Genomic DNA, 24,624 nt, shown 5'->3' with positions numbered 1-24,624 from the left:
AGCGCGCCAGAGCACCCGGAGAAGTCGCGGAAGGTTGTACGGCCCATGGTCAAGGAAGGGTAAAAGGTGGTTATCGGATCTTCGACCTTCGAGTCCGGCGGAACGGCACTCGCCTCAATTGCGCCGCAGCAATCGCGTCGCCCCCGCCGCCACCGTCGTCGCCAGGACCCAGCCCAGCAGCACCATCGCCGTCGCCAGCCACTGCCAGCCGCCCCGCAACTGCCACTGGCCCACCTGGCCCAGGTCGATCACCGGCAGCAGCAGGTCCAGGGTGAACAGCGCCGGGCTCCAGCCCGGGTGGCCGTCGTGGTTGACCGGTGGATGGGCCGCGTGCGCGAACGCCAGCGTGCCCGCCGCCCACAGCACCGCCATCCACACCGCCGCCCGGCCCGGCCGGTAGCCGTAGGCGACCGTCCAGTCCTGTGCGAAGCCCCAGAACTTGCCGGCCAGCGGCAGCGTCTCGCGCCGCCGGCGCTGCTTGGCGAGCAGCACCTCGCGCGCGTCCTCGTCCTCGCCGGCCGCCCGCAGCACCGAGGCCAGCCGCTCGTACGGCTCCGGCGCGTACTCGGCGGTGGCCGCCCCCACCCACTCCAGCCGCCGGGTCAGCGGGAACGGGCCCCGCGGCACCAGGTTCTCGTAGGCGAACCCGGCCATGTGCAGATTGCCGGGGTCCGGCCAACTGCCCGCGCGGTCCACCAGGTTGACGATCCGCGCGCCGGAGAGCACCACCTTGCCGCGCCCCGGCCGGTCCCCGAGGAAGCGCAGCTCCGGTGTCTGCACCCGGCGCAGCGACAGCTCCTGGTCGTCGGTGAAGACGAACCGCGCCCGCTCCAGGTCGACGGCGTCCCCGAACCGCCCGTCGTCCAGCCGCACCCCGCCCCGGCACTCGAAGCGCTGGACGCGGGTCCCGCGCGCGGGGGTGATGCCGCTCAGCAGCGGACTGCCCACGCCGGCCGGGGTCAGATAGAGGGTGCGCTCCACCGTCAGCTGGGGTGCGTTCAGCGCGAGCCGGGCGTAGGGATTGGCGAGTCTCGCCCCCCGCAGGCTGAGCGAGACGCCGATCTTCGCGCCGCGCAGGCTCAGCTCGCCGTGCGACTCCAGCAGCTCGGCCTGGAGGTCCTGGCCGACCGTCAGGCCGTCCGCCGTGATGGACCGGCCGCCGCGGTCCCGGTAGGCGACCGCCTGGTTGAGCAGCAGGTCGGTGCCTATGTGCGCGTCGGTCAGCCGCACCCCGCCGCGGAACCGGCAGCGCGGCAGATGCAGATCGCCCTCGGTGTGCACCCGGGCCGCCTCCAGACGCGGCACCGAGCAGTCCACCAGGCGCGCGGTGGTGAACCGGGCCTCCGGCAGCCGCACCTCCTCGTCGAACCGGCAGCCGCGCAGCTCCAGGTAGGGCGTGACCGTGCCGCCCGCCAGGTCGACCGTGCCGGTGATCCGCACGCCGACGAGCTTCAGGGCGGCCACCCGGCCCGCGAGCGCCGGCGGGCCGTCCAGCAGCAGCCAGCACACGACCCGCGCCCGCACCGACCGCTCCGGCCCCCAGGGATGGCTGCCGTGCGGATCGTCCACGACCGCGTCCCCGCGGCTCAGGTCGTACACACTGCCGTCCCGGAAGGCCTGCCACATGCCCGCCTCGACCGCGGTCAGGTCCTCCGGCAGGTACCCGGCGCCCCGGCCGGCCCCATCGGTCACCGTTCTCCCGCCTCCCTCCGACTCCTCCGGTGTGCACAGCTTTCGTACAGCCGTTCATGCCCGTGTGTGACGGATCGAACACTCGCGGTGAGGATGACGTGAAGGGGACCTTCCGGATTCCGGCCACGTTCTGTATCAGCCATTGATACGCGCGGACGGCTCCCGACGCCGGTCTGAGAGAATTGGAACCGTGATCTCCCGAATCGATCTGCGCGGCGACGCCCTCCCCGAGGGACCCGCCCTGCGCGACCTGCTGCCCCGAGCCGACTTCGACGTCTCGGCCGCCCTGGAGAAGGTGCGTCCGATCTGCGAGGCCGTGCATCATCGGGGCGACGCGGCGCTGATCGACTTCGCCGAGAAGTTCGACGGAGTACGGCTGGAATCCGTCCGTGTCCCGGCCCGCGCGCTCGCCGACGCGCTGGCCGCCCTCGACCCCGAGGTGCGCGCCGCGCTGGAGGAGTCCATCCGCCGTGCCCGCCTGGTCCACCGCGCGCAGCGCCGCTCGGCGCACACCACGCAGGTCGTGCCCGGCGGCTCGGTCACCGAGAAGTGGGTGCCGGTCGAGCGGGTCGGGCTGTACGCGCCGGGCGGCCGGTCGGTCTACCCGTCCTCCGTGATCATGAACGTGGTCCCGGCGCAAGAGGCCGGAGTGGCCTCCCTCGCGCTCGCCTCCCCGCCCCAGGCCGAGTTCGGCGGGCTGCCGCACCCCACCATCCTCGCCGCCTGCGCCCTGCTCGGCGTGGACGAGGTGTACGCGGCCGGCGGCGCCACCGCCGTCGCGATGTTCGCCTACGGCACCGAGTCCTGCCCGCCCGCGAACATGGTGACCGGCCCCGGCAACATCTGGGTCGCCGCCGCCAAGCGCTACTTCACCGGCCGGATCGGCATCGACGCCGAGGCCGGCCCCACCGAGATCGCCGTCCTCGCCGACGACAGCGCCGACCCGGTGCACGTCGCCTCGGACCTGATCAGCCAGGCCGAGCACGACCCGCTGGCCGCCGCCGTCCTCGTCACCGACTCCGTCGAGCTGGCCGACGCGGTGGCGAAGGAGCTGGAGCCGCAGGTCGCGGCCACCAAGCACGTCGAGGACCGGATCCGCCCCGCCCTCGCGGGCCGGCAGTCCGCGATCGTCCTGGTCGACGGGATCGAGGAGGGCCTGAAGGTGGTCGACGCCTACGGCGCCGAGCACCTGGAGATCCAGACCGCCGACGCCGCCGCGGTGGCCGACCGGGTCAAGAACGCCGGCGCGGTCTTCGTCGGCCCCTGGGCGCCGGTCTCGCTCGGCGACTACGCGGCCGGCTCCAACCACGTGCTGCCCACCGGCGGCTGCGCCTGCCACTCCTCCGGCCTGTCCGTGCAGTCCTTCCTGCGCGGCATCCACATCGTGGACTACGGCAGGGACGCCCTGGCCGAGGTCGCCCATCACGTCGTGACGCTGGCCGAGGCGGAGGACCTGCCGGCGCACGGCGCGGCGATCAAGGCCCGGTTCGGCTGGAAGGTGCCGGAGAGCAAGTGAGCGACACCAGGATCGACGACCTTCCCGTACGGGACGAGCTGCGCGGCAAGTCCCCCTACGGCGCGCCCCAGTTGGACGTACCCGTCCGGCTGAACACCAACGAGAACCCCTACCCGCTGCCCGAGCCGCTGGTCGAGCGGATCGCGGAGCGGGTGCGTCAGGCCGCGCGCGACCTGAACCGCTACCCCGACCGGGACGCGGTCCAGCTGCGCACGGAACTGGCCGGATACCTCACCCGGACCGGCAGGCATCCGCTCGGCACCGAGAACGTGTGGGCGGCCAACGGCTCCAACGAGGTCATCCAGCAACTGCTCCAGACCTTCGGCGGACCGGGCCGTACCGCCCTCGGCTTCGAGCCGTCGTACTCGATGCACGCCCTCATCGCGCGCGGCACCGGCACCGGCTGGCTCTCGGGCCCGCGCACCGAGGACTTCGCCATCGACGTCGCCGCCGCCGAGCGGGCCATCGCCGGGCACCGGCCCGACGTCGTCTTCATCACCACCCCCAACAACCCCACCGGCAACGCGGTCCCGGCGGAGACCGTCCGCGCCCTGTACGACGCGGCCCAGGCGGCCAAGCCGTCGATGGTGATCGTGGACGAGGCGTACGTCGAGTTCAGCCACGGCGAGTCGCTGCTGCCGCTGCTGGCGGGCCGCCCGCACCTGGTGATCTCCCGCACCATGTCGAAGGCGTTCGGCGCGGCCGGCCTGCGCCTCGGCTACCTCGCCGCCGACCCGGCGGTGGTGGACGCCGTCCAGCTCGTCCGGCTGCCGTACCACCTGTCGGCCATCACCCAGGCCACCGCGCTGGCCGCCCTGGAGCACACCGACACCCTGCTCGGCTACGTCGAGCAGCTCAAGGCCGAGCGCGACCGGCTGGTCGGCGAACTGCGCGCCATCGGCTACGACGTCACCGAGTCCGACGCCAACTTCGTGCAGTTCGGCCGGTTCCCGGACGCCCACGAGGCCTGGCGGAAGATCCTCGACCGGGGCGTCCTGGTCCGGGACAACGGCGTACCGGGCTGGCTGCGGGTCTCCGCCGGCACCCCCGAAGAGAACGACGCGTTCCTCGACGCGGTCCGTGAGTTGAAGAAGGAGCAGGGTTCATGAACCGCACCGGACGCGTGGAGCGCACCACGAAGGAGACCTCGGTCCTGGTCGAGATCGACCTCGACGGCACCGGGCGCACCGACATCGCCACCGGCGTCGGCTTCTACGACCACATGCTCGACCAACTCGGCCGGCACGGCCTGTTCGACCTCACCGTGAAGACCGACGGCGACCTGCACATCGACTCCCACCACACCATCGAGGACACCGCCCTCGCGCTCGGCGCCGCCTTCAAGCAGGCCCTCGGCGACAAGGTGGGCATCTACCGCTTCGGCAACTGCACGGTCCCGCTGGACGAGTCCCTCGCCCAGGTCACCGTCGACCTGTCCGGCCGCCCCTACCTCGTGCACACCGAGCCCGAGAAGATGGCGCCGATGATCGGCGAGTACGACACCACGATGACCCGGCACATCCTGGAGTCCTTCGTCGCCCAGGCGCAGATCGCGCTGCACGTGCGCGTACCCTACGGACGCAACGCGCACCACATCGTGGAGTGCCAGTTCAAGGCGCTGGCCCGGGCGCTGCGCTACGCCTCCGAGCGCGACCCGCGCGCGGCCGGCATCCTCCCGTCGACGAAGGGCGCGCTGTAACCCATGACCGGTCTGTCGACCCTCCTGATCGTCGTCGGCCTCTTCCTGGTCGGCGGGATCATCTCCTTCGCCAAGCAGAAGATGCCCGCGAGCCTGATCGTGCTGCTCTCCATCGGCGCGGGCCTGTGCCTGGTCGCGGGCGTGATGCGGCTGGAGGTCTGGAATTGAGCATCCCCGAGGCGGCCGGGAGGGCCCCGAAGGCCGCCAAGAAGGTCGTGGTCTTCGACTACGGCTTCGGCAACGTCCGCTCCGCCGAGCGCGCCCTCGCCCGCGTCGGCGCCGACGTCGAGATCACCCGCGACTTCGACCGGGCGATGAACGCCGACGGCCTGCTCGTGCCCGGCGTCGGCGCCTTCGCCGCCTGTATGAAGGGCCTGCGCGACGCCCGCGGCGACTGGGTGGTGGACCGCCGGCTGTCCGGTGGGCGCCCGGTCATGGGCATCTGCGTCGGCATGCAGATCCTCTTCGCGCGCGGCATCGAGCACGGCGTGGCGGCCGAGGGCCTGGACGAGTGGCCCGGCACGGTCGCCCCGCTGCAGGCCGACGTCGTGCCCCACATGGGCTGGAACACCGTCGAGGCCCCGGCCGGCTCCCGGCTCTTCGCCGGCCTGGACGCGGACGCCCGCTACTACTTCGTGCACTCCTACGCCGTCCACGACTGGACCCTGGAGTCGCACAACCCGCTGATCGAGGCCCCCAAGGTCACCTGGTCGACACACGGGAAGCCCTTCGTGGCCGCCGTGGAGAACGGCGCCCTGTGGGCCACCCAGTTCCACCCCGAGAAGTCCGGCGACGCCGGCGCCCAGCTCCTCACCAACTGGATCGGAACCCTCTAGACCATGGCCAAGCTCGAACTCCTCCCCGCCGTCGACGTCCGCGACGGCCAGGCCGTACGCCTCGTGCACGGCGAGTCCGGGACCGAGACCTCCTACGGCTCCCCGCTGGAGGCCGCCCTCGCCTGGCAGCGCTCCGGTGCCGAGTGGCTGCACCTGGTCGACCTGGACGCCGCGTTCGGCACGGGGGACAACCGGGACCTGATCTCCGAGGTCACCGGGGCGATGGACATCAAGGTGGAGCTGTCCGGCGGCATCCGGGACGACGACACCCTCGCCGCCGCCCTGGCCACCGGCTGCACCCGGGTGAACCTCGGCACCGCCGCCCTGGAGACCCCCGAGTGGGTCGCCAAGGTCATCGCGGAGCACGGGGACCGGATCGCCGTCGGCCTGGACGTGCGCGGCACGACCCTGCGCGGGCGCGGCTGGACCCGGGACGGCGGCGACCTCTACGAGACGCTGGAGCGCCTGAACCAGGAGGGCTGCGCCCGTTACGTCGTCACCGACATCGCCAAGGACGGCACCCTCCAGGGCCCCAACCTGGAGCTGCTGCGCACCGTGTGCGCCGCGACCGACCGGCCGGTCGTCGCCTCCGGCGGCGTGTCCTCCCTGGCCGACCTGCGGGCCCTCGCCGATCTCGTGCCGCTCGGTGTCGAGGGCTCCATCGTCGGGAAGGCCCTCTACGCGAAGGCGTTCACCCTCGAAGAGGCCCTGGAGGCGGTAGCCAAGTGAGCGATGTACGCCGTGTGTCGACCGGAGCGCCCTGGGAGGAGCAGTTCGGCTACTCCCGCGCGGTGGAGCTGCCCAACGGCCTGGTGCTGGTATCGGGGTGCACGTCCGTGGTGGACGGGCAGATCGCCGGGGGCGGCCCCTACGACCAGGCGGTCAACTCCTTCACCGTCGCGCTGGACGCGCTCGCCCAGCTGGGCCTCGGCCGCGAGGACGTCGTCCGCACCCGCATGTACCTCACGCACGCCCGGGACGTGGAGGACGTCGGCCGCGCCCACAAGGAGCTGTTCGACACCGTCCGGCCCGCCGCGTCCATGATCATCGTCTCCGGTTTCGTCGACCCCGGCCTGGTCGTCGAGGTCGAGGTGGAGGCGTTCCGAGGAGTCCCCGCATGACCCTGGCCGTACGCGTCATCCCCTGCCTGGACGTGGACGCCGGGCGGGTCGTCAAGGGCGTCAACTTCCAGAACCTGCGCGACGCGGGCGACCCCGTCGAGATGGCCAAGGTCTACGACGCCGAGGGCGCCGACGAGCTGACCTTCCTGGACATCACCGCCTCCTCGGGCGACCGGGAGACCACCTACGACGTGGTCCGCCGCACCGCCGAGCAGGTGTTCATCCCGCTCACCGTCGGCGGCGGCGTCCGCACCGCCGAGGACGTGGACAAACTGCTGCGGGCCGGCGCCGACAAGGTGGGCGTGAACACCGCGGCCATCGCCCGGCCCGACCTGATCCGCGAGATCGCCGAACGCTTCGGCCGCCAGGTGCTGGTGCTCTCGGTGGACGCCCGCCGCACCGAGTCCGGCTCCTTCGAGGTCACCACGCACGGCGGCCGCAAGGGCACCGGCATCGACGCGGTCGAGTGGGCCCACCGGGCCGCCGAGCTGGGCGCCGGCGAGATCCTGCTCAACTCCATGGACGCCGACGGCACCAAGGACGGCTACGACCTGGAGATGATCGCCGCCGTCCGCAAGCACGTCACCGTCCCGGTGATCGCCTCCGGCGGCGCCGGCCGCCTCGGCCACTTCCCGCCGGCCGTCGCGGCGGGCGCGGACGCGGTCCTGGCCGCCTCCGTCTTCCACTTCGGCGACCTGCGCATCGACCAGGTGAAACAGACCCTGCGGGAGGCGGGACACCCGGTCAGGTAGGCACCGGGGGAGCGGTTCACCCGACCGGCTGCACCAGCTGCACCAGGTTGCCCACCGTGTCGTCGAGGACCGCCGCCAGTACCGGGCCCTGTTCCTGGGGCTTGTGCGGGAAGTGGACGCCGAGGGTGCGCAGGCGGCGGTGTTCGGCGCGCAGGTCGTCCACCGCGAACACGATGCAGGGCAGCCCCGCCTCGTACAGCGCCCGGCGGTACGGCTCGGCGATCGGGCCCCGGCCGGGCTCCAGGAGGAGCTGGAGGTCCGGCTGGGCGCCCTCGGGCGCGCCGACCGTCACGAAGAGGGCGCCGTGTCCGAGATCGCGGTGGACGCGGGTCTCGAAGCCGAGGATGCCGGTGTAGAAGGCGTGCGCCCTCGCCACGTCGTCCACGTAGACGCCCGTCATCGCCACCCGGATCACGGCGGCGCCCCGCTCACATGCCCAGGCGCTTGGACTCGTGCAGCGTCTCGATCGCCGCCGCGTCGCCCGCCAGGTCCACCCGGGCCGCGTCCTGCCGGCCGTACGCGAACAGCAGCAGCTCCGAGGGCTCACCGGTCGCCGTGACCACCGGGGTGCCCTTGTGCGCCACGGCCGTCTGCCCGTCCGGGCGGCGCAGCACCAGGCCCGTCGGCACGCCCCGGCCCATCAGCCGCGCGGTGCGCTCCAGACGCGACCACAGCGCGTCCTGGAACACCGTGTCCAGCTCGCGCGGCGACCAGTCCGGCTGGGCCCGGCGCACGTCCTCGGTGTGGACGTAGAACTCCACCGTGTTGGCGGCCTCGTCCACCTGCTTCAGCTGGAACGGCGAGAACCGCGGCGGACCGGTCCGGATCAGCCGGACCAGTTCCTCGTAGGGCTTGGCCGTGTACTCGCCCATCACCTTCTCCAGCCGCGGCGCGAGCTGCTTGAGCAGCGCGCCGCCGGCCGCGTCCGGGCGCCGCTCCCGCACGATCACGTGGGCGGCCAGGTCCCGGGTGCGCCAGCCCTCGCAGAGGGTCTCGGCGTCCGGTCCCACGGTTTCCAAGAGGTCGGCGAGAAGGAGCCGTTCACGCTTGGCGAAGGTCGACATACGGACAGCGTACGGCCAGGAACCGCGTCCGCGCAGTGGACACCCGCCCGGACCGGCCCGCGTCGCGCGGCACAATGGCACCCATGACCCGTACGACCGGCACCCCCCGGCCCAGCAGCCTCGACCCGGAGATCGCCGCCCGCCTCAAGCGCAGCGCCGACGGCCTCCTGCCCGCCATCGCCCAGCAGTACGACACCAAAGAGGTGCTCATGCTGGGCTGGATGGACGACGAGGCGCTGCACCGGACCCTGACCACCGGCCGCTGCACCTACTGGTCGCGCAGCCGCCAGGAGTACTGGGTCAAGGGCGACACCTCCGGGCACGTCCAGCGGGTGAAGTCGGTCGCCCTCGACTGCGACGCCGACACCCTGCTCGTCCGGGTCGACCAGACCGGCGCCGCCTGCCACACCGGCGCGCGCACCTGCTTCGACGCGGACGTCCTGCTCACGGACGCCGGTTCCGGCGCGTCCGCCGGCGATCAGTAAGGTCAGCGGCCATGGACCTAGAGACCTTCCGCAAGCTGGCCGCCGACCGGCGCGTCATCCCGGTCACGCGCAAGCTCCTCGCCGACGGTGACACCCCGGTCGCGCTCTACCGCAAGCTCGCCGCCGAACGCCCCGGCACCTTCCTGCTGGAGTCCGCCGAGAACGGCCGCTCCTGGTCCCGCTACTCCTTCGTCGGCGTCCGCAGCGCCGCCACCCTCACCGCACGGGACGGCCAGGCGCACTGGCTCGGCACCCCGCCGGTCGGCGTTCCCACCGACGGCGACCCGCTGGCCGCCCTGCGCGCCACCATCCAGGCCCTGCACACCCCGAACCAGGAGGGCCTGCCGCCCTTCACCGGCGGCATGGTCGGCTACCTCGGCTACGACATCGTCCGCCGCCTGGAGAAGATCGGCCCCGGCGACCACGACGACCTGCGGCTGCCCGAGCTGACCATGCTCCTGACCAGCGACCTCGCCGTCATGGACCACTGGGAGGGCTCGGTCCTGCTGATCGCCAACGCGATCAACCACAACGACCTCGACACCGGCGTGGACGAGGCCCACGCCGACGCGGTGGCCCGCCTCGACGCCATGGAGGCCGACCTCACCCGCGCGGTGCCCCAGCCCCCCGCCGTGCTGCCGCCCTCCGAACTGCCCGAGTACACCGCCCGCTGGGGCGGCCCGGACTTCCGGGCGGCCGTCGAGGACGTCAAGGAACGCATCCGCGCGGGCGAGGCCTTCCAGGTGGTGCCCTCCCAGCGCTTCGAGACGCCCTGCGCCGCGAGCGCCCTGGACGTCTACCGGGTCCTCCGGGCCACCAACCCCTCGCCGTACATGTACCTCTTCCGCTTCGACGGCTTCGACGTCGTCGGCTCCTCCCCGGAAGCCCTGGTCAAGGTCGAGGACGGGCGTGCGCTGGTCCACCCCATCGCCGGCACCCGGCCGCGCGGCGCCACCCCGCGCGAGGACCAGGCCCTCGCCGACGAACTGCTCGCCGACCCCAAGGAGCGCGCCGAGCACCTCATGCTCGTCGACCTCGGCCGCAACGACCTCGGCCGGGTCTGCGAGCCCGGCTCGGTCGAGGTGGTCGACTTCATGTCCATCGAGCGGTACTCGCACGTGATGCACATCGTCTCCACCGTCACCGGCAAGGTGGCCGCCGGCCGCACCGCCTTCGACGTGCTCACCGCATGCTTCCCGGCCGGCACCCTCTCCGGCGCCCCCAAGCCCCGCGCCATGCAGATCATCGACGCACTGGAGCCCGCCCGCCGCGGCCTGTACGGCGGCTGCGTCGGCTACCTGGACTTCGCCGGCGACTCCGACACCGCCATCGCCATCCGTACCGCCCTGCTGCGCGACGGCACGGCCTACGTCCAGGCGGGCGCCGGCATCGTCGCCGACTCCGATCCGGTCGCCGAGGACCAGGAGTGCCGCAACAAGGCCGCCGCCGTGCTCCGCGCGGTGCACACCGCCAACCGGCTGGGCACACCGGGGGCCTCGCACCGGTAGGGCGCTTCTCATACGAACCCCGGGTGACGGATCACCCGGGGTTCAGGCGATAGTGGAGTACGTGACTGCTGCCGTTCCCCACCCCCGTTCCGAAGCCGCCGAGGCCGCCGCACCCGCCCGGTCAGGCCGGCGCAGCCTCGCCGTGGCCCTCCTGTGCGGCGCCCTCGGCGCGGCCGTGGCGCTGCTCGCCTCCCGGCAACGCTGGGCGGAGGGCACCGCGTCGGTGGCCGGCGGCGCGTTCCCGCTGACCGTGAAGGGCAGCGACGTCACCGGCGTCCCCGCCGCCCTCGCCATAGTGGGCCTCGCCGCGCTGGTCGCCGTCTTCGCCGTCCGCCGGGCCGGCCGCCTGCTGGTCGCCGCCCTGCTCGCCCTCTCCGGGGCCGGCATCGTCGTCGCCGCGCTCGTCTCCGCCACCGACGACTCGGTGCTGGACGAGAAGGCGGCCCAGGCCAGCGGCGACACCTCCGCCGCCGTCGGCGCCCTCAGCCACACCGGCTGGCCCTACGTCGCCGCGGCCGGGGGCGCCCTCATCCTGCTCGCCGGGCTGCTCGCCCTGCGCTACGGCTCCCGGTGGCCCGCCATGTCCGGCCGCTACGAACGCGGCGAGGACCGGCCCCGGCGCGCGGCGCGACCGGTCGACCCGGAGCGCCCCGAGGAGATCTGGAAGGCCCTGGACCGCGGCGAGGACCCGACCGGCACCTGACCCGCCCCCTGGGTGCGGCGGACCCGCCCACCGGGTGTGGCGAACCAGACGCCACCCCCGCGTCCGCCACGCGCGCGCGTACGGGACAATGGTCGCCGAGCGTCCGGCTCGGACAGTGACGAGCGGGCTCGCAGCCGTACGACACGTACGACGCCTACTGGGCCACGAACACAGCAACGAGGAGCAAGTCATGGCGGGCAGCAGCCACGGTCACACCCCGGCCGCCTGGACCGGTGTCATCATCGCCTTCATCGGTTTCTGCGTCTCGGGCGCGTTCATGGTGATGGCCCAGCCGCTCGGCTTCTGGGCCGGCATGGTGATCGTGGTCCTCGGCGGCGTCGTCGGCGCCATCATGAGCGCGATGGGCCTCGGCATGCCCAAGCAGGCCCCCCTCGCGGTCTCGAACACCCCGGCCGCCACGCGCGAGCCGGCGACCGCCGAGAGCTGAGACCCCGGGGAAGGGGCGGCCGGCATCCCGTGACGGGTGCGGGCCGCCCCTTTCGACGTACGCGGGCGGGCGCCGCACGCGCGCGTGCCCGTGAGGCCGGGCAGAATGCCCCCTGTGAACGACGACAGCCCTGTGGCCCGCTTCGCGTCCTCCGCGCCGGACGCCCCCGTGTGGCGGCGGCTCGCCGTGCCCGCCGGGCTGCTCGCGGCCGTCGCCGGAGCCGTCGCCTATGTGGGCGCCGTCGACCCCAACCAGCCCGGCCACTACCCCGTCTGCCCGCTGTACGGCCTCACCGGCCTGTACTGCCCCGGCTGCGGCGGGCTGCGGAGCGCGCACGCCTTCGTGCACGGCGACCTCCTCGGCGCGCTGCGGGACAACGCGCTGGGCGTCGCCGCCTACCTGGCCTTCGCCGTGCTGTGGACCGTCTGGGCGGTCCGCACCGTGCGCGGCGGACCGTTCCGGCTCGGCCTGGGGCGCGCCCAGCTCTGGGCGGCCGGGGGACTGCTGCTCGCCTTCACGGTGCTGCGCAACCTGCCCTTCGGAGGCTGGCTGCGGCCCTGACGACGCGGCGAAATGTCCAGGTGGTGGGACCGCCCACCACCGGATGCGAGGCCTTCGGGCCTCGGCGGATACCATCGAGTGACGACGGGTTCACCGAACCTGGGGAACCCGAGGGAACCACCGCCAGGAAGGGGGCCGCTCGCGTGAGTGTGCTCGACGAGATCATCGACGGAGTCCGTGCCGACCTCGCGGAGCGGCAGGCGCGCGTCAGCCTCGACGAGCTCAAGGAGCGCGCGGCCAAGGCCCCCGCCGCCAAGGACGGGGTGGCCGCGCTCAAGGGCGACGGCGTGAAGGTGATCTGCGAGGTCAAGCGCTCCAGCCCCTCCAAGGGCGCGCTGGCCGCGATCGCCGACCCGGCCGGGCTGGCCGCGGACTACGAGGCGGGCGGCGCGGCCGTCATCTCCGTCCTCACCGAACAGCGCCGCTTCGGCGGCTCCCTCGCCGACCTGGAGGCCGTCCGCGCGCGGGTGGACATCCCGGTGCTGCGCAAGGACTTCATCGTCACCTCGTACCAGCTGTGGGAGGCCCGCGCGTACGGCGCCGACCTCGCCCTGCTGATCGTGGCCGCCCTCGACCAGTCGGCCCTGGAGTCGCTGATCGAGCGGGCCGTCTCCATCGGCCTCACCCCCCTCGTCGAGGTGCACGACGAGGACGAGATCGAGCGCGCCGTCGACGCGGGCGCGAAGATCATCGGCGTGAATGCGCGCAACCTGAAGACGCTGGAGGTCGACCGCGGCACCTTCGAGCGGATCGCCCCCGAGATCCCGGACACCTGCGTGAAGGTGGCCGAGTCCGGCGTGCGCGGCCCGCACGACCTGATCGCCTACGCCAACGCCGGCGCCGACGCGGTGCTGGTGGGCGAGTCCCTGGTCACCGGGCGCGACCCGAAGACCGCCGTGTCCGACCTGGTCGCGGCGGGGGAGCACCCCGCACTGCGCCACGGACGCGGCTGACCACCCGCTAGGCTGAGCCCGATGACCCCCGCCATGACGACCCTGGACCGCTACGCCGGCCTGGCGCGCGGCTGCCGCCCGAGGGGCTGCCGCGCCCCCGCCCGGCGCGTCCACGGCCGCCGCGTGCGATACGTCATCGGCGACGAACCCGGCCAGGTCAACGGCATGCGATGGCAGCGCGCCCGGAGGGGCGCGGAGAACTGAGCGGTCGGCCGGTTCCGGCCTGAGGCCGCCCGACAGGCTCCGCCCCCACGGCGCGACGTGTCTTTCCCGCACTCACCGTGAGGTTTCCGCATGCCCAGCGAGTTCTTCATTCCCGACCCCACCGGCCAGGTGCCGAGCGCCGAGGGCTACTTCGGCGCGTTCGGCGGCAAGTTCATCCCGGAGGCCCTCGTCGCCGCCGTGGACGAGGTCGCCGTCGAGTACGACAAGGCCAAGGCCGACCCCGAGTTCGCCCGCGAACTGGACGACCTGCTGCTGATCTACACCGGCCGCCCCAGCGCCCTCACCGAGGTGCCGAGGTTCGCCGAACACGCCGGCGGCGCCCGGGTGTTCCTCAAGCGCGAGGACCTGAACCACACCGGCTCGCACAAGATCAACAACGTCCTCGGCCAGGCCCTGCTCACCAAGCGGATGGGCAAGACCCGGGTCATCGCCGAGACCGGCGCCGGCCAGCACGGTGTCGCCACCGCCACCGCCTGCGCCCTGTTCGGCCTCGACTGCACGATCTACATGGGTGAGGTCGACACCGAGCGCCAGGCCCTCAACGTGGCCCGGATGCGCATGCTCGGCGCCGAGGTCGTCGCCGTGAAGTCCGGCAGCCGCACCCTCAAGGACGCCATCAACGAGGCGTTCCGGGACTGGGTCGCCAACGTCGACCACACGCACTACCTCTTCGGCACCGTCGCCGGCCCCCACCCCTTCCCGGCCATGGTCCGCGACTTCCACCGGGTGATCGGCGTCGAGGCCCGCCGCCAGCTCCTGGAGCGCGCCGGCCGGCTGCCGGACGCCGCCATCGCCTGCGTCGGCGGCGGCTCCAACGCCATCGGCCTCTTCCACGCCTTCATCCCCGACGAGGGTGTCCGCCTCGTCGGCTGCGAGCCGGCCGGCCACGGCATCGAGAGCGGCGAGCACGCGGCCACCCTCACCGCCGGCGAGCCCGGCATCCTGCACGGCTCCCGGTCCTACGTCCTCCAAGACGAGGAGGGCCAGATCACCGAGCCGTACTCGATCTCGGCCGGTCTCGACTACCCGGGCATCGGCCCCGAGCACTCCTACCTGAAGGACTCCGGCCGCGGCGAGTACCGCGCGGTCACCGACGACGCGGCCATGCGGGCCCTGCGCCTGCTGTCCCGCACCGAGGGCATCATCCCGGCCATCGAGAGCGCCCACGCCCTCGCCGGCGCCCTGGAGATCGGCCGCGAACTGGGCCCGGACGGGCTGATCGTCGTCAACCTCTCCGGCCGCGGCGACAAGGACATGGACACCGCGGCGCGCTACTTCGGCCTCTACGACACCGACGCCGAGGTCGCCGCCGACGAAGCCCACACCGCCGAGATCGAGGGGGACGCCAAGTGAGCGGGAACATCCAGCTGTTGAGCGACACCCTCGCCGCCGCCAGGGCCGAGGACCGCTCCGCGCTCATCGCCTACCTGCCGGCCGGTTTCCCGACCGTGGACGGGGGCATCGAGGCCGTCAAGGCCGTCTTCGACGGCGGCGCCGACGTCGTGGAGGTCGGTCTGCCGCACAGCGACCCGGTCCTCGACGGCCCGGTCATCCAGACCGCCGACGACATCGCCCTGCGCGGCGGCGTGCGGATCGCCGACGTGCTGCGCACGGTCCGGGAGGCGTTCGCCGCGACCGGCAAGCCCGTCCTGGTCATGACCTACTGGAACCCCGTCGACCGCTACGGCGTGGAGCGCTTCACCGCCGAGCTGGCCGAGGCGGGCGGCGCGGGCTGCATCCTGCCCGACCTGCCGGTCCAGGAGTCGGCGCTGTGGCGGGAGCACGCCGAGAAGCACGGCCTCGCGACCGTCTTCGTGGTGGCGCCCAGCAGCCGGGACGAGCGGCTCGCGCAGATCACCGCGGCGGGCAGCGGCTTCGTCTACGCCGCCTCGCTGATGGGCGTCACCGGCACCCGGGAGTCGGTCGGCTCGCAGGCCCGGGACCTGGTCGAGCGCACCCGCGCCACCGGCACCGGCCTGCCCGTCTGCGTCGGGCTCGGCGTCTCCGACGCGGCCCAGGCCGCCGAGGTGGCCGGTTTCGCCGACGGCGTCATCGTCGGCTCGGCGTTCGTCAAGCGGATGCTGGACGCCCCCGACCACGCGGCCGGGGTGGCGGCGGTCCGCGAGCTGGCCGGAGACCTGGCCAAGGGCGTGCGCCGCCGGGCGTAACGGCGGCAACCTGGAACATTCGGTCACTCGAACGGGTGGACCTGGGACCGGGGAGGCGCGCTGCGCCTCCCCGGTTCGTTCTGGGGGTGTGAGCGAGAAGAACCGTGACGGAAAGCGCACGGCCCGGGAGCGGCTGGCGGCCGACCGCGAGAAGCAGAAGACCACGGAGAAGCGGCGGCGGACGCTGATCGTGGGCGCGAGCGTCCTCTGCGTCCTGGGCCTCGCGGCGGTGATCGGCGTGGTCGCCGCCAACTCGGGCAAGGACAAGGGCGGCAAGGCGGGCCCGGCGGTCGCGCCCTCCGGGGCGCAGGGCAAGGACGGCCTCGCCATCCCGGTCGGCAAGGACGGCGCCAAGGCGACGCTCACCGTCTGGGAGGACTTCCGCTGCCCGGCCTGCCAGGCCTTCGAGACGGCGTACCGGCCGACGCTGCACGAACTGGCCGACACCGGAAAGCTCAGAATCGACTACCACCTGGTCCGCCTGATCGACGGCAATCTCGGCGGCTCCGGCTCGCTGCGCGCCGCCAACGCCGCCGCCTGCGCCCAGGACGCCGGGAAGTTCCGCGACTTCCACGACGTGCTGTACGCGAACCAGCCCAAGGAGTCCGACGACGCCTTCGGCAGCGACGCCAAGCTGATCGAGCTGGCCGGGAAGGTCCCCGGACTGGACACGCCCGCCTTCCGCTCGTGCGTGCGGAAGGGCACCCACAACAGCTGGGTGGACAAGTCCCACAAGGCCTTCGCCGCCGGCGGGTACAACGGCACGCCGACGGTCCTCTTCGACGGCAAGAACATCTACGCGGACCAGACGATGACCCCGGACAAGCTCAAGAAGAGGGTGGAGGACGCGAACAAGGGGTGAGGATTCCTCCTCGCCTCCCGTTATGGAGCCGTTGCCGGACCGCTTGCCGTCCCCACGGCCCGGCACGGTAGCGTCGGACCTGCCATGGAACTTGCCTACATTCCCAGCCCGTCGCACGGGGTGCTGTACCTCGGCCCCATCCCGCTGCGCGGCTACGCCTTCTGCATCATCATCGGCGTCTTCGTCGCCGTCTGGCTCGGCAACAAGCGCTGGATCGCCCGCGGCGGCACGTCCGGCACGGTCGCCGACATCGCCGTCTGGGCCGTCCCGTTCGGCCTGGTCGGCGGCCGGCTCTACCACGTGATCACGGACTACGAGCTGTACTTCAGCGAGGGCCGGGACTGGGTGGACGCCTTCAAGGTGTGGGAGGGCGGTCTCGGGATCTGGGGCGCGATCGCGCTCGGCGCGCTGGGCGCGTGGATCGGGGCGCGGCGCCGGGGCGTGCCGATGCCCGCGTACGCCGACGCGGTGGCGCCGGGCATCGCGGTCGCGCAGGCCATCGGCCGCTGGGGCAACTGGTTCAACCAGGAGCTGTACGGACGCGAGACGCATGTGCCGTGGGCGCTGCACATCACCTCCTCCGAGGGCGGCCGGGTGCCCGGGTACTACCACCCGACGTTCCTCTACGAGTCCCTGTGGTGCGTCGGCGTCGCCCTGCTCGTCATCTGGGCCGACCGCCGCTTCACGCTGGGACACGGCCGGGCCTTCGCGCTCTATGTCGCCGCGTACTGCGTGGGCCGGGGCTGGATCGAGTACATGCGGGTGGACGACGCCCACCACATCCTGGGGCTGCGCCTGAACGACTGGACGGCGCTGATCGTCTTCCTGCTGGCCGTCGCGTACATCGTGATCTCCGCGAAGAAGCGGCCGGGCCGCGAGGCCGTGGTCGAGCGGGGTCTCCCCGAGACGCCGGCCGACGACACGGACCCGGCCCCCGCCGGCCAGGAGACCGCGCCCACGGTCGAGAAGCCCGCGGAACCGGAGAACGCGGAGAAGCAGGAGACTCCGGAGGCCGAGCCCGCCGAACCGGCCCCGAAGAAGAGCTGAGCCACGGCGGTACGACGCCGAGGGCGCCCGGAGCATTCCGGGCGCCCTCGGCGCGTGCGCACCACCACGGGACCGGTGGCGGCCGTCATTCCCGGTGGACCAGGGACAGGGTCCGGTGGGCCATGGCCACCACCGCCGCGTCGATGAAACGGCCGTCGGGCAGGGCCTGGGCGCCGGGATCGGTGGCCGCCGCCTTGAGGACCGTCTCGGCCTGTTCCAGTTCGGCGGGGGTGGGCAGATAGGCCCGCTCGATGACCGGGAGCTGGCGGGGGTGGATCGCCGCCCGGCCCAGGAAGCCCAGGGCGCGGCCGTGGGCGCAGGACGCGGCGAGGCCGTCCAGGTCCCGGATGTCGGGGTGGACGGACTGCGCCGGCGGGGCGAGCCCGGCGGCGCGGGCGGCGACGACCAGCCGGGAGCGCGGCCAGTCCAGGCCCGCGTCGGCCCGTACCCCCAGGTCGGCCCGGAGGTCGGCCTCGCCCAGCGAGACGCCCCGCAGCGCCGGATGCGCCCCGGCGATGGCGTACGCGTGCTCGATGGCGAGCGCCGATTCCAGTAGTGCGTACAGCGGCACCGGCGTGGCCACGGCGACCCGCCGGATCTGCTCGGGCGAGGTCACCTTCGGCAGCCGTAGCCCGCACAGGCCCGGCAGGGTCGCCAGGGCCCTCAGATCGGCCGCCGCCCAGGGCCCGTCCAGGGCGTTGACGCGGACGTGCACCGGAACCGGCCGGCTGGCCGAGAGCAGGTCGGCCGTGGCGTCGCGGGCGTACGCCTTGCGGTCCGGGGCGACCGCGTCCTCCAGGTCGACCACCACCACGTCGGCGCCCGCCGCCAGCGCCTTGGCCACCACATGCGGGCGGTCGCCGGGGACGTAGAGCCAGGTCAGCGGGAACCGGGTCACAGGGCGCCCGCCTCGCGCAGGGCGGCGATCTCGGCCGCCCCGAGGCCCAGCTCGGTGAGGACCGCCTCGGTGTCGGCACCGTGCCGGCGCCCCGCCCAGCGGATCGCGCCGGGGGTCGCGGAGAGCCGGAAGAGCACGTTCTGCATGCGCAGCGGCCCCAGCTCCGGGTCGGCGACGGTGGTGACCGTGTCCAGCGCCTGGTACTGGGGGTCGGCCAGCACGTCCCGGACGTCCTGCACCGGGGCCACCGCGGCCTCCGCCTTCTCGAAGGCCGCCAGCACCTCGTCCCGGGGCCGGGCGGCGATCCAGGCGCCGACCGCCTCGTCCAGCACGTCGGCGTGCGCCGCCCGGTCGGCACCGGTGGCGAACCACGGCTCCTCGATCAGGTCCGGGCGGCCGACCAGCCGCATGACGCGCTCGGCGACCGACTGCGCGGAGGTGGAGACGGCGAGCCAGGTGCCGTCGGCCGTGCGGTAGGTGTTGCGCGGGGCGTTGTTCGCGGAGCGGTTGCCGGTGCGCTCCTGGACGTAGCCGAGCTGGTCGTACCAGGTGGGCTGGGGGCCGAGGACCGCGAGGATCGGCTCGATGATGGCCATGTCGACGACCTGCCCGGCACCGGTGCGCTCGCGCGCGGCCAGTGCCGTCAGCACCGCGCAGGCGGTGGCCAGGCCCGCGACCGAGTCCGCGAGGCCGAACGGCGGCAGTGTCGGCGGCGCGTCCGGCTCGCCGGTGATCGCGGCGAACCCGCTCATGGCCTCGGCCAGGGTGCCGAACCCGGGCCGGTGCGCGTAGGGGCCGTACTGGCCGAAGGCGGTGACGCGGGCCAGCACCAGCCGGGGGTTGGCGGCGGACAGCTCGGCCCAGCCCAGGTGCCACTTCTCCAGGGTGCCGGGGCGGAAGTTCTCGATCACCACGTCGGCCGTGGCGGCGAGCCGCAGCAGGACGTCCCGGCCGCCGGGCGTGGACAGGTCCAGGGTGAGGGTGCGCTTGTTGCGGCCGAGCACCTTCCACCACAGCCCGACCCCGTGCTTGGCGGGCCCGTGCCCGCGTGAGGGGTCGGGCCGCCGGGGATGCTCCACCTTGATCACCTCGGCGCCGAAGTCACCGAGCAGGGTGGCGGCCAGCGGGCCGGCGAACAGGGTCGCGAGGTCCAGGATCCGCAGACCGTCCAGGGCGGGGGCGGCCGGAGCCGTCGGGTCGGGGCCGCTCACGCGGCTCGGGTCCGGGCCGCTCACGCGGTGAACCCGGCGTCGATCTCCGGGCGGTACGGCATCGACGCCGACGCCCCTTCCCGCTGCACCGAGATGGCCGCCGCGGCCGCCGCCCAGGACAGCGCCTCCCGCACCGGCTTCTCCTCGGCGAGGGCCACCGCGAGCGTCCCCGCGAAGGTGTCGCCGGCGCCCGTGGAGTCGACGGCGGTCACCGCGGGCGCGGGCACCACCAGTGGCTCGACGCCCCGGGCCACGTACAGGCAGCCGGTCGCGCCCAGGGTCACGACGACCTCCGGGACCAGCTCCAGCAGGGCGGCGGCGGCCTCGCGCGGGTCGGTGCGGCCGGTGAGGGTGACCGCCTCGTACTCGTTCGGCACCAGCAGGTCGGTCGCCTCCAGCAGGTCGGGCGGCAGCGGCTGGGCGGGCGCCGGCGTGAGGACCGTACGCACCCCGTGCCGGCGGGCGGCCTGCGCGCCCGCGAGGACCGCGTCGAGCGGGATCTCCAGTTGGAGCAGCAGGGCGTCGGCGGAGGCGATCACCCCCTCGTCGCCGGGGGCGAGGTGGTCGACGGTGCCGTTCGCGCCGGGGACGACGACGATGGAGTTGCCGCCCTCGTCGTCCACGACGATGTGCGCGGTGCCGGAGGGGCCCTCGACCGTGCGCAGGAAGTCGGTGTCCACACCGGAGTGTTCGAGGGTCTCGCGCAGCCGCGTGCCGTCCGCGTCGGTGCCGACCGCGCCGATCATCGACACGGTGGCGCCGGCGCGGGCCGCGGCGATCGCCTGGTTGGCGCCCTTGCCGCCGGGGACCGTGCGGAACTCCCGTCCGGTCACGGTCTCGCCGCGCTGCGGGGCCCTGCCGACATAGGTGACGAGGTCCATGTTGGTGCTGCCGAGGACGGCGATATGGGTCATGGGCGGGTCGCCTCCGGGTGCGTGACCTGGTCGGGGAGCTGGTGGGTGAGCTGATGGGTGAGCTGGGCGAGGGAGTCGAAGCCGACGCCGTCGAAGTCGGCGACGCTGCTGGCGAGCCGGTTCTTCAGCGGGGCCCGCCAGTGCTCGGGCAGGGCGGCCGGGTCGCCCGCGAGCAGTCCGGCGACGGAGCCGGCGGTGGCGCCGTTGGAGTCGGTGTCCCAGCCGCCGGACACGGCACGGCGGACGGCGCCCGTGAAGTCACCGTCGGCGTGGGCGAGGGCCGCGACGGTCAGCGCGGTGTTGGGCACGGCGTGCACCCAGTGGTGGCCGGCGCCGTGGGCGGCGTGCAGCGCGTCCACGACGTCGTCGAAGTCCTCGTGCCCGGCCGCCAGCCGCAGGGCGTGGTCGATGGCCCCCGCGAGCCGGGAGCGCGGCGGGACGACCGCCCGGCCGGTGCGCAGACAGGCGTGCGCGTCCTGGCTGCCGGTGGCCGCGGCGGCGATCACGGCGGCCGTGAACATCGCCGCGTAGACACCGTTGCCGGTGTGCGTCAACACCGCGTCCCGGTGGGCCTGTTCGGCCGCCGCTCCGGGGTCGCCGGGGTTGGTCCAGCCGTGCACGTCGGCGCGGATCAGGGCGCCGATCCACTCGCGGAACGGGTTGCGGTGCCGGGCGGTGTGCGGGGGCTCGATGCCGCAGAGCAGGTTGCGGAAGGCGATGCGCTCGGCGGTGAAGGTACGGCCCGGCGGAAGTTCGTCCAGCCAGAGCCGGGCCACGTCCGCGGTGCCGAAGGACCTGCCGTGGCGCTGGAGCAACAGGAGGTTGAGCAGGGGGTAGTTGAGGTCGTCGTCCTCGGGCATGCCGTCGATGTTCTCGGCGAGGGAGTTCGTGGCCGAACGCCGGTTCCACGGGTACCGGTCGAGCAGTTCGGGCGGGACGCCCCGAGCGGTGAAGTACCCGGCGAGGGGCCAGTTGCCGGTGGCCTTCGCGAGGGCGCGGATGCCGGCCAGGGGCAGCTTCTCCACGGGTTTGCCGAGCAGGCAGCCGACCGCCCGGCCGAGCCAGGCGGCCTCCAGCGCGGCCGGCTGCCGGCCCTCGCCGCGCTCGCCGCCCACGGGCGCGGGCCAGTCGGGGCACAGCGCCCTGATGGCGGCGAGGTCGGTCGGCTCGTCCTCGGCCAATCGGCTGGGCAGGTCGGCGAGTTCGTCCAGCAGGTCGTCCGCGAGCAGCCGCAGGTAGCGGGAGACGCGGTGCGCGGAGGCGCCCGCCCGCTCCGGCGCGTCCGGGCCGCCCGCGGCCCGCCACCGCCGCTCGATCGCCCGGGGCTCACGCCCGTCCAGGCGCGCCTGGCGCAGCTCGTGGCCGAGCAGGTCCTCGGGCTGGACCCAGGTCAGTCGGAGCACGGGGAGCCTCCCAGCGCGGCGAACGCCCGCTCGTGCGCGCGCCGGCGCCGGACATCCTTGCCGAAGACCTCCCGGGTGACCGAGGTGAGAACGCGGCCCGGCTCCCACAGGTCGAGGCGGCTGGACTCCGCGACCGTCTTCGCCCACTCCTCGGGCACCGGCGAGCCGAGCGCGCCCGCGACGGCGCCGGCCATCGTGGCGATCGAGTCGCAGTCGCGGCCGTAGTTCACCGCGCCGAGCACCGCGTGCCGGAAGTCGCCGCCCGCGACCAGCACCATGCCGAGCGCGACCGGGAGTTCCTCGACGGAGTGCAGCCGGGAGGGGCGGCGGGCGGCCAGGGAGGGGGCGCGGTAGTCGGGGCCGACCGTGTCGTACGGGGCGACCGCCGCGCGCAGCGGCTCCAACGCCGACTCGAAGTCCGTGTGCCGGGCGGCGACTTCGCAGACCTGCTCGATGGCGGTACGGGTGCCGTCCTTGGCCAGGGCGAGGCAGGCGGCGACGACCGAGTCCGGGGTGGCGCCGGGCGCGGTGGCGGCGGCGACGGCCGCGGCGAGGACACCGGCCGCCTCCCGGCCGTACGACGACTGGTGCGCGCCCGCGATGTCCAGGGCCTCGGCGTAGGCGGCGGCCGGATGCGCCGCGTTGACCAGGCCGACGGGTGCCATGTACATCGCCGCACCGCAGTTGACGATGTTGCCGGTGCCCGCCTCGCGGGGGTCGGCGTGGCCGTAGGCGAGCCGGGCCACCAGCCACTTCTCGGCGAGGAAGACCCGGTGCAGCGGCAGCGCCTCGGCCTCCAGCTCCGGGATCCAGCGGGGGTTGGTCATCAGGTCCGGGACCAGGTGCTCGGCGACCGCGTAGGCGTCCAGGTGGTCGCGGACGGTGTCGTAGACCCGGACCAGCGCGTGCGTCATCAGGGTGTCGTCGGTGACGTGTCCGTCGCCCTTGTGGTACGGCGCGATGGGGCGGGCGGTGCGCCAGTCGTCGCCGTACCAGGGGCCGACGATGCCGTGGATCCGGCCGCCGTGGCGCTCGGCGATCTGGTCCGGGGACCAGCCCTCGACGGGGCCGCCGAGCGCGTCGCCGACGGCGGCACCGACGAGTGCGGCGCTGATCCGCTCGTCGAGGCCGGGCCCGTGGTTTTCCTGCTCCCTGTGGTTTTCCTGTTCTTTGGGCGTCATGCCCCGAATCATCCCCCTGGACGGGCCGGTCGCACCGCTTCCAGGAGTCCGGCGAGTTCCACCAGGTCGGTGCCGGTGAGGCAGGGCAGGGCGCAGCCGGACAGCAGACGGCAGGCGTCCCGCCAGGCGGCGGGGACGGCCGCGCCGCCGCCGAGGGCACCGGTGAGGGCGCCCGCGAGGGCGGGGGCGGAGTCGGCGACTCGGGACAGGCAGGCGGCGGCGGGTACGGCCTCGGCGAGGCGGCCGCGGGCGGCGGTGGCCAGCGCGAGGGCGACGGGGACGGTCTCGGCGGCGGCGATGCCGTAGCTGTAGACGTGGTCGACGATCTGGTGTTCCAGGAGCGGGACCAGGGCGAAGGCGGAGTCGGTGTCCTCGGCGAGGGCCAGGGCGTGGCGGGTGTTGCGGCCGATCTCCGTGTCGGCGGGCAGTTCGGCGAGGGCGGCGGTGACGCAGGTGTCGGTTCCGGCGCCGATGAGGGCGAGGGAGAGGGCCGCGCCCATCGCGCGGGCGCCGTGCACGCCGTCGCCGTCCTGGGTGTAGCGGGCGTCGAACTCCGCCAGGGCGGCCGCGCGTTCCGGGTCGCCGGGGTGGGCGGTGGCGAGGACACAGGCGCGGACGCAGGCGGCGTCGTCGAAGTAGTGCGGGTTGTCGTGGCCGGTGGCGGGCGGGCGCAGGCCGGCGGCGAGGTTGCCGAGGCCGGCGCGGACGGAGATACGGGCACGCAGGGGGAGGACGGCCGACTCGATCTCGGGGGCGCGGTCCGCCGCGGCGGCGACCTCGGAGGCGACGGCGGTCCAGGTGAGGTCGATGGCGGCGCGCATACGGCGGTCCCGGCTGAGGTCGCCGAGGACGTCGTCGTCGCCGGCCCGCAGCACCGCCTCGGCCGCGAACACCGCCCACTCGGCGTCGTCGGAGGGGCCGAGCCGGAGGGGCTCGGGGGGCTGGTTCAGGGCGATCGGCACGGGGAGGGTGGTGGTGGCGTTCTGCTCCGCGAAGGTGTCCAGTTCCCGGGTGAGGCGGCGGGTCCACTCGGGCATACGGGCGGCCCGGTGCCGGGCGGCCGGCCAGCCGGCGGCGTCGCCCGCGGCCAGGCCCAGCAGCAGCCCCTCGATACGACGCGGCTCCTCAGGGCGGCCCGTCACAGCCGACCCTCGCTGCCGGGGTGCCCGGTGTTGCTCGCTTCGACCAGGTGCCCTTCGCCGTGGGGGTACCCGGCGCTGCCCGCCCCGTCCAAGGGGCTCCGCCCCCTGGACCCCCGCTCCTTCGCCCACCCACCACCCGACTCGGTGGGCCGGAGAGTGGACGTGGGAGGCGGCTCCTGGGCAGAACCGGCCGTCCAGGCCTGCGCTGCCCCCGGCTCCTCCTCCCTCACACCCC

Annotated in this window: 28 protein-coding genes; 19 read left to right on the top strand and 9 right to left on the bottom strand. The window is 73.9% G+C overall.

What is annotated here, in order from left to right; genetic code table 11:
* Window positions 1-114: 114 nt before the first annotated feature.
* On the bottom strand, window positions 115-1,692 hold the full coding sequence (locus NX794_RS22535; protein WP_258780532.1) for an oxidoreductase: 1,578 nt from the start codon (window positions 1,690-1,692) through the stop codon (window positions 115-117).
* Between the two features lie 190 nt (window positions 1,693-1,882).
* Between NX794_RS22535 and hisD the strand changes: the two genes are divergently transcribed.
* Genes hisD through hisF form a run of 8 tightly spaced genes read left to right on the top strand, consistent with a single transcriptional unit; the run spans window position 1,883 to window position 7,616 of the window.
* Window positions 1,883-3,208: a histidinol dehydrogenase gene (gene hisD, locus NX794_RS22530; RefSeq protein WP_258780531.1), complete on the top strand. Its 1,326-nt coding sequence runs from the start codon at window positions 1,883-1,885 to the stop codon at window positions 3,206-3,208.
* Window positions 3,205-4,317, top strand: a complete 1,113-nt coding sequence (locus NX794_RS22525; protein WP_258780530.1) for a histidinol-phosphate transaminase — start codon at window positions 3,205-3,207, stop codon at window positions 4,315-4,317. Before hisD ends, NX794_RS22525 begins: the two co-directional genes overlap by 4 nt.
* Window positions 4,314-4,907 carry an imidazoleglycerol-phosphate dehydratase HisB gene (gene hisB, locus NX794_RS22520; RefSeq protein ID WP_258780529.1) on the top strand — a complete coding sequence of 198 codons (594 nt, stop codon included), beginning with the start codon at window positions 4,314-4,316 and terminating at the stop codon, window positions 4,905-4,907. The genes NX794_RS22525 and hisB overlap by 4 nt, the downstream gene beginning before the upstream one ends.
* Before the next feature lie 3 nt (window positions 4,908-4,910).
* Window positions 4,911-5,075, top strand: a complete 165-nt coding sequence (locus NX794_RS22515; protein ID WP_258780527.1) for a hypothetical protein — start codon at window positions 4,911-4,913, stop codon at window positions 5,073-5,075.
* Window positions 5,076-5,077: 2 nt separating this feature from the next.
* Window positions 5,078-5,743 (top strand): imidazole glycerol phosphate synthase subunit HisH, encoded by a 666-nt coding sequence (gene hisH / locus NX794_RS22510; RefSeq protein WP_258780645.1) that lies wholly within the window; start codon window positions 5,078-5,080, stop codon window positions 5,741-5,743.
* 3 nt (window positions 5,744-5,746) lie between these two features.
* Entirely contained in the window at window positions 5,747-6,472 is a 726-nt protein-coding gene (gene priA, locus NX794_RS22505) for a bifunctional 1-(5-phosphoribosyl)-5-((5-phosphoribosylamino)methylideneamino)imidazole-4-carboxamide isomerase/phosphoribosylanthranilate isomerase PriA (RefSeq protein ID WP_258780526.1), read from the top strand.
* Window positions 6,469-6,864 carry a RidA family protein gene (locus NX794_RS22500; protein ID WP_258780524.1) on the top strand — a complete coding sequence of 132 codons (396 nt, stop codon included), beginning with the start codon at window positions 6,469-6,471 and terminating at the stop codon, window positions 6,862-6,864. Before priA ends, NX794_RS22500 begins: the two co-directional genes overlap by 4 nt.
* On the top strand, window positions 6,861-7,616 hold the full coding sequence (gene hisF / locus NX794_RS22495; protein WP_258780523.1) for an imidazole glycerol phosphate synthase subunit HisF: 756 nt from the start codon (window positions 6,861-6,863) through the stop codon (window positions 7,614-7,616). Before NX794_RS22500 ends, hisF begins: the two co-directional genes overlap by 4 nt.
* 16 nt (window positions 7,617-7,632) lie before the next feature.
* On the opposite strand, the gene NX794_RS22490 is transcribed toward hisF, so the two are convergent.
* Together NX794_RS22490 and NX794_RS22485 are read right to left on the bottom strand one after the other, a co-directional pair.
* Window positions 7,633-8,031 (bottom strand): VOC family protein, encoded by a 399-nt coding sequence (locus NX794_RS22490; RefSeq protein WP_258780522.1) that lies wholly within the window; start codon window positions 8,029-8,031, stop codon window positions 7,633-7,635.
* 13 nt (window positions 8,032-8,044) lie between these two features.
* Window positions 8,045-8,680, bottom strand: coding sequence for a TIGR03085 family metal-binding protein (locus NX794_RS22485; RefSeq protein ID WP_258780521.1), 636 nt, complete (start codon window positions 8,678-8,680; stop codon window positions 8,045-8,047).
* An 83-nt stretch (window positions 8,681-8,763) separates the two neighbouring features.
* Here NX794_RS22485 and hisI point away from each other — a divergent pair, with 83 nt between their 5' ends.
* From hisI to lgt, 11 genes are all read left to right on the top strand, one after another.
* The gene (gene hisI / locus NX794_RS22480; RefSeq protein WP_258780520.1) at window positions 8,764-9,165 is read left to right on the top strand and encodes a phosphoribosyl-AMP cyclohydrolase; all 402 of its coding nucleotides are present in this window, start codon (window positions 8,764-8,766) and stop codon (window positions 9,163-9,165) included.
* Window positions 9,166-9,176: 11 nt separating this feature from the next.
* Window positions 9,177-10,673, top strand: coding sequence for an anthranilate synthase component I (locus NX794_RS22475; protein ID WP_258780519.1), 1,497 nt, complete (start codon window positions 9,177-9,179; stop codon window positions 10,671-10,673).
* 52 nt (window positions 10,674-10,725) lie between these two features.
* Window positions 10,726-11,376, top strand: a complete 651-nt coding sequence (locus NX794_RS22470; protein WP_258780518.1) for a TIGR02234 family membrane protein — start codon at window positions 10,726-10,728, stop codon at window positions 11,374-11,376.
* 190 nt (window positions 11,377-11,566) lie between these two features.
* On the top strand, window positions 11,567-11,824 hold the full coding sequence (locus NX794_RS22465) for an HGxxPAAW family protein (RefSeq protein WP_258780517.1): 258 nt from the start codon (window positions 11,567-11,569) through the stop codon (window positions 11,822-11,824).
* A 105-nt stretch (window positions 11,825-11,929) separates the two neighbouring features.
* The gene (locus NX794_RS22460) at window positions 11,930-12,385 is read left to right on the top strand and encodes a DUF2752 domain-containing protein (RefSeq protein ID WP_428985945.1); all 456 of its coding nucleotides are present in this window, start codon (window positions 11,930-11,932) and stop codon (window positions 12,383-12,385) included.
* A 143-nt stretch (window positions 12,386-12,528) separates the two neighbouring features.
* Window positions 12,529-13,338 (top strand): indole-3-glycerol phosphate synthase TrpC, encoded by an 810-nt coding sequence (trpC, locus tag NX794_RS22455; protein ID WP_258780516.1) that lies wholly within the window; start codon window positions 12,529-12,531, stop codon window positions 13,336-13,338.
* Window positions 13,339-13,359: 21 nt separating this feature from the next.
* Window positions 13,360-13,542 carry a tryptophan biosynthesis modulator TrpM gene (gene trpM, locus NX794_RS22450; protein ID WP_258780515.1) on the top strand — a complete coding sequence of 61 codons (183 nt, stop codon included), beginning with the start codon at window positions 13,360-13,362 and terminating at the stop codon, window positions 13,540-13,542.
* Between the two features lie 90 nt (window positions 13,543-13,632).
* Window positions 13,633-14,916: a tryptophan synthase subunit beta gene (trpB, locus tag NX794_RS22445; protein ID WP_258780514.1), complete on the top strand. Its 1,284-nt coding sequence runs from the start codon at window positions 13,633-13,635 to the stop codon at window positions 14,914-14,916.
* Window positions 14,913-15,731 (top strand): tryptophan synthase subunit alpha, encoded by an 819-nt coding sequence (trpA, locus tag NX794_RS22440; protein ID WP_258780513.1) that lies wholly within the window; start codon window positions 14,913-14,915, stop codon window positions 15,729-15,731. The genes trpB and trpA overlap by 4 nt, the downstream gene beginning before the upstream one ends.
* A gap of 88 nt (window positions 15,732-15,819) precedes the next feature.
* Window positions 15,820-16,593: a DsbA family protein gene (locus NX794_RS22435; protein ID WP_258780511.1), complete on the top strand. Its 774-nt coding sequence runs from the start codon at window positions 15,820-15,822 to the stop codon at window positions 16,591-16,593.
* A gap of 84 nt (window positions 16,594-16,677) precedes the next feature.
* On the top strand, window positions 16,678-17,640 hold the full coding sequence (gene lgt / locus NX794_RS22430; protein WP_258780510.1) for a prolipoprotein diacylglyceryl transferase: 963 nt from the start codon (window positions 16,678-16,680) through the stop codon (window positions 17,638-17,640).
* 85 nt (window positions 17,641-17,725) lie between these two features.
* On the opposite strand, the gene NX794_RS22425 is transcribed toward lgt, so the two are convergent.
* From NX794_RS22425 to NX794_RS22400, 6 genes are read right to left on the bottom strand one after another with little or no spacing between them, the layout of a single operon-like run.
* A complete protein-coding gene (locus tag NX794_RS22425; RefSeq protein ID WP_258780509.1) occupies window positions 17,726-18,538 on the bottom strand; it encodes an HpcH/HpaI aldolase/citrate lyase family protein in 813 nt (270 codons plus the stop codon).
* Complete coding sequence (locus NX794_RS22420) at window positions 18,535-19,749, bottom strand: CaiB/BaiF CoA transferase family protein (protein WP_258780508.1); 1,215 nt, start codon at window positions 19,747-19,749, stop codon at window positions 18,535-18,537. The genes NX794_RS22425 and NX794_RS22420 overlap by 4 nt, the downstream gene beginning before the upstream one ends.
* Before the next feature lie 20 nt (window positions 19,750-19,769).
* Window positions 19,770-20,663, bottom strand: coding sequence for a ribokinase (gene rbsK / locus NX794_RS22415; RefSeq protein WP_258780507.1), 894 nt, complete (start codon window positions 20,661-20,663; stop codon window positions 19,770-19,772).
* A complete protein-coding gene (locus NX794_RS22410; RefSeq protein WP_258780505.1) occupies window positions 20,660-22,066 on the bottom strand; it encodes an ADP-ribosylglycohydrolase family protein in 1,407 nt (468 codons plus the stop codon). The genes rbsK and NX794_RS22410 overlap by 4 nt, the downstream gene beginning before the upstream one ends.
* The gene (locus tag NX794_RS22405) at window positions 22,054-23,247 is read right to left on the bottom strand and encodes an ADP-ribosylglycohydrolase family protein (RefSeq protein ID WP_258780503.1); all 1,194 of its coding nucleotides are present in this window, start codon (window positions 23,245-23,247) and stop codon (window positions 22,054-22,056) included. Before NX794_RS22405 ends, NX794_RS22410 begins: the two co-directional genes overlap by 13 nt.
* Before the next feature lie 8 nt (window positions 23,248-23,255).
* A complete protein-coding gene (locus NX794_RS22400) occupies window positions 23,256-24,389 on the bottom strand; it encodes an ADP-ribosylglycohydrolase family protein (RefSeq protein WP_258780502.1) in 1,134 nt (377 codons plus the stop codon).
* Between the last annotated feature and the right edge of the window lie 235 nt (window positions 24,390-24,624).

The organism is Streptomyces pyxinicus (genome assembly GCF_024753135.1).
Classification (GTDB): Bacteria; Actinomycetota; Actinomycetes; order Streptomycetales; family Streptomycetaceae; genus Streptomyces; species Streptomyces pyxinicus.
The sequence above is the reverse complement of the archived record's forward strand: the minus strand, read 5'-3'. Positions and strand labels throughout refer to the sequence as shown.